This is a genomic window from Pseudomonas caspiana (assembly GCF_002158995.1).
Lineage (GTDB): Bacteria > Pseudomonadota > Gammaproteobacteria > Pseudomonadales > Pseudomonadaceae > Aquipseudomonas > Aquipseudomonas caspiana.
The window spans coordinates 1-14,187 of the sequence record NZ_LOHF01000029.1; the positions used below are offsets into that span (position 1 = coordinate 1).

The window sequence follows — 14,187 nt, forward strand, 5'->3', positions numbered from 1 at the left end:
GCAAGGGATGCATTCCTGCCGAGATAACATGGCATACCCGACATGAGTAAACGCCGAACATAAAGCGAACTCTGTATTTGTGGGAGCCGGGCTTGCCCGCGATACAGGCGACCTGATCTCAAAGGCATATCGCATGGTCCTTTTATCGCTAGCAAACTCGGTTCCTACGGGGTGCGATGGATTAATTACAAAGTAATGACGTCAACAAACCGTCAAATTATCGCATTTGTTACACATCACTTTTTTCAGCCGCCGAACGGGCGACGGTTTCCCGACACACGGTCACAACTTTTACGCTTCTCCGGGTCATATCTGAGTGCTGGCCGATTGGATCTTGGCAGCCAAGCAAACTAAGCCCGAGCCCGGAGATAAGTCCATGATTTATAACGTCCAAAATTTTGGCGCCAAAGGAGATGGTGTCACGGATGATACCGCTGCCATCCAGAAAGCTATTGATGCAGCCGCCGCTGCTGGCGGTGGGCAGGTTTACATTCCGCCTGGCACCTTCATTGTCAGCGGAGGCGAAGAACCGTCCGACGGCTGCCTGATGCTGAAAAGCAACGTGTACATGTTTGGCGACGGGATGGGCGTTTCGAACATCAAAGTGGCCGACGGCTCGGACACGAAAATCACCGGCATCATCCGCTCGGCCTATGGCGAAGAAACCCACGACTTCGGGCTCAGCAACCTGACCCTCGATGGCAACCGGGATAACACCACCGGCAAGATCGACGGCTGGTTCAACGGTTACATTCCCGGCCAGGAAGGTTACGACTCCAACGTCACTCTGGACGGCGTAGAAATCAAGGACTGCTCCGGCTACGGCTTCGACCCGCACGAACAGACCGTCAACATGGTCATCAAGAACAGCGTGTCCCACGGCAATGGCCTGGACGGCTTCGTCGCGGACTTTCTCAGCAATAGCACGTTCGAGAACAACGTCGCCTACGACAACGATCGTCACGGCTTCAACGTAGTCACCAGCACCCACGACTTCACCCTCACCAATAACGTCGCCTATAACAATGGCGGCGGCGGGATTGTGGTGCAGCGCGGCAGCGAAAATATTCCTTCGCCGAGCAATATCGTCATCACTGGCGGCGAGGTTTACGGCAATGGCGCCGAAGGCGTGCTCATCAAGTTGTCCAGCGACGTCACCCTCAGCGGCGTGAATATCCACGACAACGGCAGCGCCGGCGTGCGGATCTACGGCAGCAACAACGTTGACGTCACCGACAACACCCTCAGCAATAACGCCCTGAAAGGCGGCGTACCGGAAATCATCATCCAGTCCTACGACGACACCCTTGGCGTCTCCGGCAAGTATTTCAACGGCAGCGACAACACGATTCAGGGCAACACCATCACCGGCAGCAACCTGTCGACCTACGGCGTGGCAGAACGCAACGAAGACGGCACTGACCGCAACGCGATCATCGGCAACACCATTGGCCATACCACCAAAGGCGAAACACTGGTGTATGGCGATGGCAGTTACGTCAGCGCCACCGTGCCGGTGGTCACTGTTCAGGGCACCGAGGGCAACGACACGCTGATCGGCAGCAACGCCAATGAAATCCTTTACGGCGCAGCCGGTAACGACGTGATCAATGCCGGTGCCGGAGATGACATTCTGGTCGGCGGCGCGGGCATCGATAAGCTCACCGGCGGTACGGGCGCGGACACTTTTCGCTTCGCCAGCCAGTCCGACAGCTATCGCACCGCGACTAACAGCTTTGTCGACACCATTACCGATTTCGACGTCACTCAAGACAAGATCGACCTCGCAGACCTGGGCTTCACCGGTCTGGGCACCGGTCGCGGCGGCACCTTGCAGGTCAGCTACAACGCCAGCACCGATCGCACCTACATCAAAGACTACGACGCGGACGCCAACGGCAATCGCTTCGAGCTGATTCTGAGCGGCAATCTCACCAGCACGCTGACCGCCGACAACTTCATCTTCAACCGGACGGTCACCGGTACCAGCGGCAACGACTCGTTGCAGGGCACGGACTCGGCAGACACCCTGCTCGGGCTGGCCGGTAACGACAGCCTGGCTGGCGGCGCGGGTGATGACACGCTCAATGGCGGCGCGGGCATGGACACCCTCAGCGGCGGAGCGGGAGCGGACACCTTTGTGTTCTCCGAACGCACGGACAGCTACCGCAACTACAACGCGGGCGGCGCTAACCTGGGTGATCTGATCACCGACTTTGATCGCACCGCCGACAAGATCGACGTCTCGGCGCTGGGCTTTACCGGTCTGGGCGACGGCAAGAACAACACGCTGTATCTGGTTCTCAACGACGCCGGAACCAAGACCTACATCAAGTCGCTCGAAGCTGACGCCAATGGCAACCGCTTCGAGATCGCGCTGGATGGCAATTACCTCGACAAGCTGACCAACGCCAACTTCGTCTTCGCCACCGCGCCCACCACCAATCAGGCTCCGGTGGTTGCAACGCCATTGCTGGATCAGAACGCGACGGAAAACACCGCCTTCAGCTATGTCGTTCCTGCCACTAGTTTCACTGACCCGGATAACGACAGCCTCAGCTACACAGCCTCCCTCGCCGACGGCAGCGCCCTGCCCGGCTGGCTGACCTTCGACGCAGCCACTCGCACGCTGAGCGGCACGCCGGACAGCACCGCTTCGGGCAACTACTCAGTGAAAATCACTGCGACTGACGGCAGCAACGCCACGGTCAGCGACAGTTTCACGCTTGCGGTGCAAGACGTTCCTGGTGCGCCGATCATCATCAATGGCACGCCAAACAACGACACACTGACGGGCACTGCGGCCAACGAACAGTTGCTGGGCGGCGCCGGTAACGACACGCTCAACGGTGGCGCGGGCAACGATATTCTTGTCGGTGGCGCAGGTGCGGACAAACTTACTGGCGGCGACGGGGCTGACGTCTTCCGCTTCACCTCGAAGATGGACAGCTACCGCACCAGCACGACCAGCGCCAGTGATCAGATCCTTGATTTCGATGTGGCCGCCGACAAGATCGACGTCTCGACGCTGGGTTATACCGGCCTGGGCAACGGCCTGAACGGCACACTGCAGGTGACTTACAACGCATCGAACAACCGCACTTATCTCAAAGACAACACGGTCGACGCCAACGGCAACCGCTTCGAGATTTCAATGGCAGGCAATCTGGTCAACAGCCTCACGACCAGCCATTTCGTGTTCGCCGACCAGAACACGCCGAGCAACATCGCGCCGGTGGTGGTCATCCCGTTGCTGGACCAGAACGCCACTGAAAACACCGCTTTCTCGTACACCGTCACCAGCAACAGCTTTGCCGATGGCAACAAAGATGCGTTGAGCTACAGCGCTACCCTTGCAGACGGCACAGCGCTGCCTTCCTGGTTGAGCTTTGACGCCGTCAACCTGACCTTCAGCGGCACGCCGACCAGCACCGCGGCAGGCAATTACGACGTGCTGATCAAAGCCACCGATCCCGCGGGCGCGTCGGTCAGTGACAACTTTGCCTTGGTGGTGGCGGATGCACCCGCCAATACCCTCGCGGGCACCGACAACGCTGAAACCCTGACCGGCACGGCAGGCGCTGACCTGATCCTCGGTCTGGGTGGCAACGATACGATTCGCGCCGGTGCCGGGGCAGACATCATCGACGGCGGCGCTGGACGTGACTCGCTCTATGGCGGCGAAGGTGCCGACACGTTCCGCTACAGCAACGTGCTCGACAGCTATCGCGACTATGACGCTGGAGGTGTCACGGCCACGGACACGATCTATGACTTCACCCAGGGTGTGGACAAGATCGATGTCTCAGCTTTGGGCTTCCTCGGGTTAGGCGACGGCAGCAACGGCACGCTGTACATGACCCTCAATGAAGCGGGCGACAAGACTTACGTCAAATCCAGCGTCCCCGACGCCGATGGCAATCGCTTTGAAATCGCTCTCAGTGGTAATTACCTCAACACCCTGACCGCCGACGATTTCGTTTTCGGCGAACGTGCTCAGCAGGACATCCTTTACCTGCCGACGCTCGGCCAATCCAATGCGCGTCTGCTGCGGATGACCGAAGACGATGATCAGTCCGGCACCTCCATGCTGGTCAACGACCTGAGCAAGTACACCACCTACGATGTTCGCAGCCAGTTCAACGATGCCGACGGCAATGGCATCGACATCGCAGTGGGTGGCAGCACCGTCAACGGGATGTCCACGCTGGGCGCTGAAGAGCTGAAATTGTGCTGGTGGCTGACCGACACGAACGAGCCGGGCCCGGCGCTGTTGCGTGCCGTTGCACTGCTGCAGAACCAGCTCACCGAGCTCAAGGCCATCGATAACGTCAAGATGGGCATCATCTGGGGTCAGGGCGAAGAAGCGGCGCAGGAAATTGGCCGGGCAACTGACAAACAGGCAGCAGCGGCTGACTACAAAACCGCAACGCTGGCGGTGTTCGACTACCTGCACGCGCAGCTCGGCAGCTTCGACGTGTACATGATGGAGACCGGTCACTACGACCAGGACGCCGCCCGTGCACGGGGTTATTCCGAAGAGAAGATCGCCCAGATCGTGGAAGGTGTGGACTATGTCCGCTCGACTCAGGAAGCCATCGCTGCCGAGCGCACCGACGTCAAACTGGCTGTCGACTACACCGACTTGCCGTTGCGTCACGAAGTCGATCCGCTGGTGTATCCCGATGACGTCTGGCACTTGCACGAAGAGTCTGCAGAAATCGTCGGCCAGCGTCTGGCTGACTACATCGCCGATGACCTTGGCTTCCAGGGCAACCCTGACGACAACAACAGCGTGCAGGACATCTTCGATAACGCTCATAACGAAGGCGGCATGATCTTCGGCACCGATCAGGCCGACACGCTGGTTGGCACTTCGGGTAACGACACACTGGACGGCGACCTTGGCGCTGACACCATGACCGGCGGCGACGGCAACGACATTTATGTGGTCGACAACGCCTTCGACAGCGTGGTGGAAACCAACACCTCTCCTGCACAGATCGACACCGTGCAGGCCTCGGTCAGCTGGACCCTGGGCGACAACCTGGAAAATCTGGTGTTGACCGGCGTCTCGGCAATCGACGGGACAGGCAACGCGGTGCGCAACTTCATTACCGGTAACTCGGCCAATAACGTGATCAACGGTGGGGCTGGCGCGGACAGCATGAGTGGCGGCAACGGCAGTGACACGTATTACGTGGACGACTCCGGCGACAACGTGATCGAGACCAACAGTGACAAGGTATCGGGCGGGATCGACAGCGTGCACAGCAATCTGGCGACCTACACGCTCACGGCGAACGTTGAAAACCTGTACATCGACAGCAACGCAGCGGCCAACGGCATCGGCAACGCGCTGGACAACATCCTGTTCGCGGGTGCTGGGGATAACGTGCTGGAAGGCCGTGACGGCAACGATACGGTTTCGTTCGAGCGCGCACTGGCGGGCATCACTGCAACCTTGTCGACCTCAGCGCAACAGAACACTGTCGGCTCGGGGCTCGATACCCTCAAGGGCATCGAAAACCTGATAGGTAGTGCTTATGCCGACACCCTCTCGGGCAACAGCGGCGCCAACGTGCTCAATGGCGGTGCGGGCAATGACACGCTGGTGGGCGGCGCAGGTAACGACAGGTTGATTGGCGGTGAAGGCACCGACACTCTAACGGGCGGAACAGGCGCTGACACTTACGTCTTTGGTTCGCTCTCGGAAATGGGAACGGGTGCATTACGAGACGTCATCAGCGGCTTTAAAACCGCCGAGGGCGATCAACTGGACTTCACCGGCCTGGATGCCAACCCGCTGACTACCGGGATGGACGCCTTCAAGTTCATCGGCAACAACGCCTTCGACACCGCAGACGCCACCGGCCAGCTTCGTTTCGCCGACGGCATCCTGTACGGCAGCCTGAATGCTGATGCGACGCCGGAGTTCGAAATCCAGCTGGTCGGCGTCAAGGAGCTGCACGCCAGCGACTTCACGGCCTGATCAGTCAGAGGAATCCGGTGCGGCTTCTGATATCAGAGGCTGCATCGGATTTCTACACACTGGTCTGTAGGAGCCGGGCTTGCCCGCGATAAGGTTTCGGTGATCTGTCTGCCAGATCGCGACGCCTTTATCGCGGGCAAGCCCGGCTCCCACAGGGATGATGCGATCCCAATATTGGCGCGATGTCGTGGGACCGGCTTTAGCCGTACAGTCGCTGCATCTATGTAGTCATATATGCAGCTTTCCCGGCTAAAGCCAGTCCCACGTCGTCACATCAACCTGCGCGAAAACCTGGGTCTACCATCTGGATCTGTGCGAGCTGGAATATGGCGGCCCCCTCAAAACAACCGCTGCACCTGTTCCAGGACGCCGCGGTTCATTTGGCCGGTGTGGGTGTGCAAGCTGACGTAGCTCTGCAGCATGTCGAGCTTGGTATTGAGTAAATCACGACGAGCCTGAAACACACGCTGTTGCGCATCGAGGATGTCAACCGTCGAGCGCACACCGCCTTGAAAGCCTTTCTCCGTAGAGGTCAGCGCCTTTTGGTTGGACTCCACCGCACGCTGCATAGCCTTGGTTTTGGAAAACCCTGCAACCACGCCCAGATAATCCGTCTCGATGTCTTCCGACAATTGTTGGCGTTGCACGTCGTAATCCGACTGCGCACCCGCCAATTGAGCTTCAGCCTTGGCCACCGAGGCCCGAACCGAGCCGCCACGATACAGCGGAATATCCAGCTGCACCCCTACGTAATAGGTGTCCTGACGGGGATCGAGGTCCTGATACTGACGGGTCTCCCGACGCGTCAACTGAGTGGTTAACGACAGCGTCGGATAATGTCCGGCGCGCTGCGTGTCCGCCTGTGCCTCGGCCACTCTCATGGCCGCCAGACGCGCCGCCAATTCCGGGCTGGCGTCCTTGGCAATAGCCGTCCAGTAAGACAAATCCTGTTCCGGCGGGATCGGGCTATTGGCCGCAAGCTCTTCGCGCATTGGCCGGATATCAGCAATCGACACATTCGCTCGCCCGGACAATGCGCGCAATGCCGCGACCCGACGGGCCACGGCTTCTGCCTCCTGCGCCTCAACAAGGTCCAGACGCGCCTGAGCTTCATCGATGTCGGTGATAGCGCCCTGGCCGGACTTGAACAGCTTTTGGCTTTGCGTCACCAGACCGCTGATAGCGGCCTTCTGCTGGGCGATCAGTTTGATCTCGTTTTCGGCCCGAGCCACATCGAAGTAAGCTTTGGCCACTCGGTCATAAAGGCTCTGATTGGCGACGTCGAATTGCTGCGTGCCCAAAACCCCACGTGCCTTACCCTCTTGATACGCCGCCCAGCGGCCTTTGTCATACAGCGGTTGTTGCGCGGCCAGCGTGACGTTGTTGGCCTGGTAATCATTGCTGTTCACATAGCCGTTATCGCTGCCGCCATCGGTGCGGCCGCCATTGCCGTAGCGCGAGGTCAAAGAAACTTGCGGATAAAGGCCGCCACGACCAATGGCCTCCTCTTGCCGGGACGCATCGTAAGCATGACCGGCGGACTTCAGTGTCGGGTCATTGAGGCGTGAAGCGTCGTAGGCTTCGATCAGGCTCAGCCCGGCCTCAGCGGCCCACGCAGGACTGAACACCACCCAGCCGGCCCAAAGACCTACCAGCAAACGGCAACGGCGAGAGCGCTGGATCATGCTCATTCCTCTTTGAATGCAGCGAGCATGCGTTCGCGCAGGGGCTTCATCAGGTAATTCATCAGCGTGCGCTCCCCAGTCACTACCGTGACATCGGCAAGCATGCCGGGACGCACCAACAGTCCAGCGTTTTGCAGCGCGACCACCGTCTCGGCAGGGATCTGGACCTTGGCGGAGAAGTACGGCCGGCGGGTCTGCTCATCAAGCAACTGGTCTGCCGAGACCGTGCTCACAACCCCCGTCACGGTCGGCGTATCAACCCGTTGCAGCGCAGTGAAATGCACATGCACGGGTAAACCCGGGCGTAATTTGTTCGCCATCAGCGGCTCGAAACGCGCAGTGATTGCCATCGGCGCGTCCAGAGGCACTACTTGCATCAGGTTTTGCCCGGCCTGCGCGACGCCGCCCACGGTGTGAATCGTCACATCCATGATTTGCCCGGAAACCGGGGCACGAATGGCGCCGCTTTCGACCTCGAACTGCAGCGCACTAATCTGATCAGCAAAACCTGCTGCCTCGGCGGAAACCTCGCTGAGCTGAGTCTCGGCGTCGCGACGGAATTCCTGCTGGGTCTGAAGCGCCTTGAGCCGGCTTTCATTGATGGCCTGGCGCGTTTTGCCCACATCACCCACACCGGATGCAATTTGCCCGGCCAGTTGCGCCGCGTTGCGTTCTGCCTCGAAAAGTTTGTTGCGCGGTATATAACCTTCTCGCGCCAGATCACGCAGGCCTTCAAGCTCCTGCTGCTGGAATTGCATCTGCGCATCGTAATTGCGCTTCACGCCCTCATAGCCGCGCAACTGTTGCTGCAACGATTCGATTTCGTGTTCGATTATTTTCAAACGGCTGGCCAGCTCGGCGCGGCGGGTCTCGAACAACTGAGTCTGCAACCCCATCGCCGCTTTGATTCTTGGCTCCTGGGCACGCTCAAGTAACTCAGGCGGCCACTCGATAGCGGCGCTCCCCAGACGCTCAGCGATCAAGCGCGCCTCAACGGCGCGATCATTGAGCAACTTGCCTTGGGTGACATCCAGCTGCGACTGCGCTCGCAACGTGTTGAGCTGCACCAGCAATTGGCCTTGGCTGACGTGATCGCCATCACTGACCAACAACTTCTCAACCACACCGCCGACCAGCGTTTGTACAGCCTTGCGCTCGCCGGCAACTACCACAGTGCCGCTGCCGACCACTCCCTGATCAAGCGGCGCAAGACACGCCCACAGGAGAAAACTGCCCAGTGCGACGCAGAGAAAAATAACCCCGTAACGCGCAGCGCCGCCCGCATCAGTACTGGCTTCGGATGCCATGCCTGAATGACGCACACTGACAGGATTTTCGCTGCGCACGTTGGCGCCCGGCTCAAGATCACGCATCTTTACTGGCCACCATGACTGGAGCGGTTTTTTCCGCTGGCATCAACGCCTTGAGCACCCGATCCCGTGGACCGAACGCCTGCTGTCCACCGTCCTTGAGCAACAGAATGTGATCGACTACGGCCAATATGCCCGGCCGGTGGGTAATCAGCACCACCGTACTGCCCGCCGCCTTGAGGGCTTTGACCGCCTGAATCAGCGCCAACTCGCCCGCCTCGTCCAGATTGGAGTTGGGTTCATCGAGCACGATCAATGCCGGGTTGCCATACAGCGCACGAGCCAGGCCAAGACGCTGCTTCTGGCCGCCGGACAATCCGAGCCCGCCAGGCCCCAGCGGCGTGTCGTAACCTTTGGGAAAGTGCAGGATCATTTCGTGAATACCCGCATGGCGACTCGCCGTGATGATCTTGTCGGCATCCTGCTCACCAAAGCGGGCAATATTGTCGGCGACGGTGCCGTCAAACAGCTCGATATCCTGAGGCAAGTAACCCAGGTGGGGGCCTAATGCATCATGCGTCCACTGACTGATTTCGGCGCTGTCCAGCCTTACCGAACCGCCTATCGCAGGCCAGACGCCGACCAGCGCTCTGGCCAGAGTGGATTTGCCGCTGGCGCTGGCGCCGATCACCGCCAGCACGTCGCCTTTAGCAAGGGCGAAATTGATGCCACGCAGGATCGGTTGCGATGCGCCCGGCGGGCCTACATAAAGTTGCTCCAGTCGCACCGCGCCCGTCGGTGGTGGCAACGGCATGCGCAATCGCTCGCGAGGATGCGTGGTCAGTAACTGGCTCAAGCGCTGATAACTCTGGCGCCCGGAATTGAACTGCTTCCAGGAACCAATAGCGATTTCAACCGGGGCCAGCGCGCGACCGAGCAACAGCGACATCGCGATCATCATGCCGGCCGACAGCTCGCCTTCGAGTACCAGCAATGCGCCCAGGCCCAGCGCCAGCGATTGCCCGGATATACGCACGAAACGCGTGGCCGAAGTGATCCGCGCACTGCGGTCACTGGCATGCGCCTGAGCGGCAATGATTCGTTGCTGCAGCAGACTCCAGCGTTGGCGCAAGGGCCCGAGCATGCCCAACGCTCTGATCACCTCGGCATTTTGCAAGGTGCTGTTGACGTAAGCCGCCGAACTCACGCTCAGGCGATTGGCTTCGCCAAGACGAACCCGCGTCGCCAGTTCGCCCCACAGTGCCAGACCAATCAACACGATGGCGAGGACCAGTGTCAGCAGGCCAAACCAAGGATGAATAATGAATGCCACCAACAGGAATATCGGCAGCCATGGTGCATCCAGCAAGGCAATCAAACCCTGCCCGGTGATCAACTGCCGGAGCGTGGCCAGATCGCTGAGAACCTGTGCCGGATTGGCGTTGTGCTCTTGCAGGCTACGGGCGAATGCAGCATCGAACACCCGCTCGCCCAGCGCCTCATCGAGCCCCGCACTCATGCGAATCATCACTTGGCTGCGCACCCACTCGATCAGCCCACTGAAAAAGAACAAGCCCAGCGCGATCAAGGTCAGCATGACCAATGTGGTTTCATTACGGCTGGTGAGCACCCGGTCATAGACCTGCATCATGTACAACGACGGCACCAGCACCAGGAGGTTGATCACCCCACTGAACAGCGCCAACGACCAGAACACCCGGCGATAGCAGAGCAAGGCGGCATCAATGTCATGACGCGGATCAAGCGAGAAACGCATAGTGTGTCGACCGGTAAAGAAGTGTCAGTGTTTGCCGCAATCCATGCGTCGGGGGTTGAGCTGAAGGTGAAACTGCAACTATCTGATTTGGTTCTTTTCTGTAGGAGCTCACGAGCACCGCGAGGCAGCGATGGCGGCCTGTCTGAGACTCCGCTATCGCGGCCTCGCGGTGCTCGTGAGCTCCTACAGATCAATCATTTGGTGCAAGATTTCCCGCTGCCAGTAACTAGGTTACAAGGCCAGCCATGCCGGAGCGTCAATGTCCCGGCAATCCGCAAGTGATTGACAGCACTTGGCCAGCTTAGTGCCTGTTTGGCGGGGGAATTTCTGCTCGGCTCGTAATAAGCCGCGGACTAGAGAGGTCGCAAACGCCCAGGCCCCTGGCGTATCCAGCCAGGGACCTGCCGTTCACTGCATGACTCAAAGGAAGGTGAACACCGATTCCGCAGCCAGCCGCGACTTCGGCAGTTTGGCGTTGAAGTCGGTTTCGCTGCGATAGCCCAGGCTTACGATGACCAGACTGGTAAAACCTTGTTCGCGCAGGCCGAGCTCTTCATCCAGCTTCTTGAAGTCAAAACCTTCCATCGGCGTGGCATCCAGCCCCAAAGAAGCCGCGCCCAACAACAATGTGCCCAGTGCCAGATAGGTTTGTTTTTCCATCCAGTGCTGCACGTCTTTCTGGTCGTAGCGGTGCATATCGACATAGCCGCGACGGATTTTGTCCTGGCCAGCCTTGGCCTCGGCATTCTGAAAACGACCGTCCAGATCCTCCTGATCCAGCACAGCGTGCAGGTGAGCCTCGGTCATCTCGGTGCGGGTGCAGAGCACGATCACGTGAGACGCGTTGAGGATCTTTGCCTCGTTATAGGCAAAACCATCCTGCGCACCTTTGGCAATACGTGCCTTGCCCTGTTGGTCAGCGGCAACGATGAAATGCCAGGGCTGCGAGTTCACCGACGAAGGGCTGTGGCGCAGTTGGTCGAGCAGTGCATCAATGCTCGCCTGAGGAATTTTACGGGTCGCGTCGTAAGCTTTGGTGGTGTAACGGCTCTTGGCGAGGCTGGTGAGTTCCATGATGTTCTCCGGTCAAAAATGCTTAGCGAGTCGGTGCTGGCGCTGCGTTGATTTTTACCCGCAACAGGCTGTAGGGCTTCTGGCGAAGGTCTTTACCGTCGTGGAAACCGGCCTGACGATGCAACTGGTTGGCGGTGAAATACAGATAGCCATCCGGACCTATGGACAAGGTGTCGGGCCATAGCACTCGAGGATCGTGAACGATGGTTTGCCAAGTGCCATCCGCGAGTCGTTTGCGAATACCGTTGTGTTCGTAATCACTGGCATACACCGCGCCGTTCGCGTCTGCTTCGAGACCATCGGAAGCACCTTTTTCACCCAGATCCTGAACAGCTGCGTCCAGCGCTTTCTCGCTGACGCTTGAATCACGCAAGAGCCTGGTCGGTACGGAATACAGATGACGGCTCGACAGCGGGCTGAAATACAACGTCTGGCCATCTGGCGACAGTGCGATGCCATCGGAGGCAACACCCAGCGCTTTCTTCTTGCCATCAGCACCCTTGGTCATGACGGCCTGCCCTTCAACGACCGGGATGAACGACGGATCAACCGATGTCGACTTCGCACCGCTCAAACGGCGCGTTGCCTTGCCGGTAGCGATGTCCATGACAATGATTGCTCCCGGCCCACTCACGGAAGAGTCGGTGACATAGACCGTGCCTTCCTTGCCAGTGCGGAAATCAAAACGCATGTCGTTGACGTAAGTGCTCGGCAGGATGACGTTGGCCGGGAAGACCAGCGTTTTCACCACCTTGTTACTCGCCAGATCGACCGCTACCAGTTTCGCGCCTCCAGCCTTGGGTGCAGCAAAACCGGGGGCCGCAGTGTCCAGCAACCAGACGCGACCCTGCCCGTCTGCAACCACGCTTTGCACGCTGATCAGGCCCTTGGCCGGGTCTTGGGGATCTTCCTTGTTGATTTGCGCGTTCGGCCACGCCTGCACGTTGCCGTCCCGGACTTCAGCCACGGTAAAGGGCACGTCATCGCCCCAACGCGGGAAGTTGACGAAAATCCGGCCGGTTTCACTCACCGTCACGCCAGTGGGCATGGCGTCATGAAACGCAAAGACTTGCTGCAATTGGCCAATGGCCGTATCGGCCGGCGCGCTTGCTGAAAAATCGGCAGCCTCTGCCGCCAACGCTGTTTGAGCCGTCAAGGCCACACCCAGCGCCAAAGCGGAAACCGCGAAAAAGGACTTCTTGAACATGAGCATTCTCCTGACTGCCTGCTGGACACAGGCAGCCACTGACGGATCGATGAAAATCAGAAGCCTTCGAGGACGATTTTGCCTTTGGCCTTGCCGCTTTCTACAACGGCGTGGGCACGGCGCAGATTAGCGGCGTTAATCGTGCCGAAATGTTCGCCAAGGGTGGTCTTGAGCACACCTTGATCAATCAGGTCGGCGACGCGATTCAACAGCTCGTGCTGCTTGATCATGTCTGGCGTTTCGAACAGGGAACGGGTGAACATCAGCTCCCAGTGCAACGACAGCGCCTTGCGCTTCATCGGTACCACGTCGAGAGTTTTCGGGTCGTCGATCAGGGCCAGTTTGCCTTGCGGGCGCAGCGCTTCGATCAGTTGCGTGAAGTGGCTGTCGGTGTGGGTCAGGCTGGCGACATGGGTCACCTGGCCAACGCCAATCTGCTCCAGTTGCGCCATCAATGGCTGGCTGTGGTCGATGACGTGATGCGCACCGAGCTGCTTGATCCACGCTTGAGTTTCAGGACGGGAAGCGGTGCCGATCACGGTCATCCTGGTCAGTTGGCGGGCCAACTGAACGAGGATCGAGCCAACCCCACCCGCTGCGCCGATGATCAACAGACTTTCGCCTTCGCCACCGCCCTCTTCCACACCGAGGCGATCAAAGAGCAGTTCCCAAGCGGTGATGGACGTCAGCGGTAAAGCGGCCGCGTGGGCGTTATCAATGGATTTTGGCTTGTGGCCGACGATGCGCTCGTCTACCAGATGGAATTCGCTGTAGCTGCCGGGGCGCACGATCGAGCCGGCATAAAATACTTCATCGCCAGGCTGAAACAGGGTCACGTCACTGCCCACTTCGCGGACCGTACCAACGGCGTCCCAACCGACAACCTTTGGCTCGGTCGCCCCTGAACCGGCGCGAATCTTGGTGTCTACCGGGTTGACCGAAATCGCGTGAACTTCCACCAGCAAGTCCCGAGGGCCGGGCACGGGTTTCGGCAGGTCCATGTCGAGCAGTGCACTTGGATCTTCAATCGGCAGACCGTGTTGGGTAAAGGCGATAGCTTTCATGGCAAATCCTCTGAAGAGAGTTCTAAAACGTGGAGCCATAGTCACCTTCTCTGCCGCAAAGAAAAACCCCTAGAATGC

At 59.2% G+C, this 14,187-nt stretch carries 7 protein-coding genes; 1 reads left to right on the plus strand and 6 read right to left on the minus strand.

Going from position 1 to position 14,187, the window contains the following annotated elements; all coding sequences use genetic code 11:
- Positions 1 to 376: 376 nt before the first annotated feature.
- Positions 377 to 5,992, plus strand: a complete 5,616-nt coding sequence (locus AUC60_RS24280) for a putative Ig domain-containing protein (protein ID WP_087273670.1) — start codon at positions 377 to 379, stop codon at positions 5,990 to 5,992.
- A gap of 338 nt (positions 5,993 to 6,330) precedes the next feature.
- Here AUC60_RS24280 and AUC60_RS24285 read toward each other — a convergent pair whose 3' ends face one another.
- The 6 genes from AUC60_RS24285 to AUC60_RS24310 all read right to left on the minus strand — a co-directional run bounded on the left by AUC60_RS24285 (position 6,331) and on the right by AUC60_RS24310 (position 14,109).
- Positions 6,331 to 7,677 (minus strand): TolC family outer membrane protein, encoded by a 1,347-nt coding sequence (locus tag AUC60_RS24285; protein WP_087273671.1) that lies wholly within the window; start codon positions 7,675 to 7,677, stop codon positions 6,331 to 6,333.
- Between the two features lie 2 nt (positions 7,678 to 7,679).
- Positions 7,680 to 9,050 (minus strand): HlyD family type I secretion periplasmic adaptor subunit, encoded by a 1,371-nt coding sequence (locus AUC60_RS24290; RefSeq protein WP_087273673.1) that lies wholly within the window; start codon positions 9,048 to 9,050, stop codon positions 7,680 to 7,682.
- Positions 9,043 to 10,764: a type I secretion system permease/ATPase gene (locus AUC60_RS24295; protein ID WP_087273675.1), complete on the minus strand. Its 1,722-nt coding sequence runs from the start codon at positions 10,762 to 10,764 to the stop codon at positions 9,043 to 9,045. The genes AUC60_RS24290 and AUC60_RS24295 overlap by 8 nt, the downstream gene beginning before the upstream one ends.
- Before the next feature lie 420 nt (positions 10,765 to 11,184).
- Positions 11,185 to 11,838 carry an oxygen-insensitive NAD(P)H nitroreductase gene (nfsB, locus tag AUC60_RS24300; protein ID WP_087273677.1) on the minus strand — a complete coding sequence of 218 codons (654 nt, stop codon included), beginning with the start codon at positions 11,836 to 11,838 and terminating at the stop codon, positions 11,185 to 11,187.
- Between the two features lie 22 nt (positions 11,839 to 11,860).
- The gene (locus tag AUC60_RS24305) at positions 11,861 to 13,045 is read right to left on the minus strand and encodes an L-dopachrome tautomerase-related protein (RefSeq protein WP_087273678.1); all 1,185 of its coding nucleotides are present in this window, start codon (positions 13,043 to 13,045) and stop codon (positions 11,861 to 11,863) included.
- A 56-nt stretch (positions 13,046 to 13,101) separates the two neighbouring features.
- Positions 13,102 to 14,109, minus strand: coding sequence for a zinc-binding alcohol dehydrogenase family protein (locus AUC60_RS24310; RefSeq protein ID WP_087273680.1), 1,008 nt, complete (start codon positions 14,107 to 14,109; stop codon positions 13,102 to 13,104).
- Positions 14,110 to 14,187 lie beyond the last annotated feature (78 nt).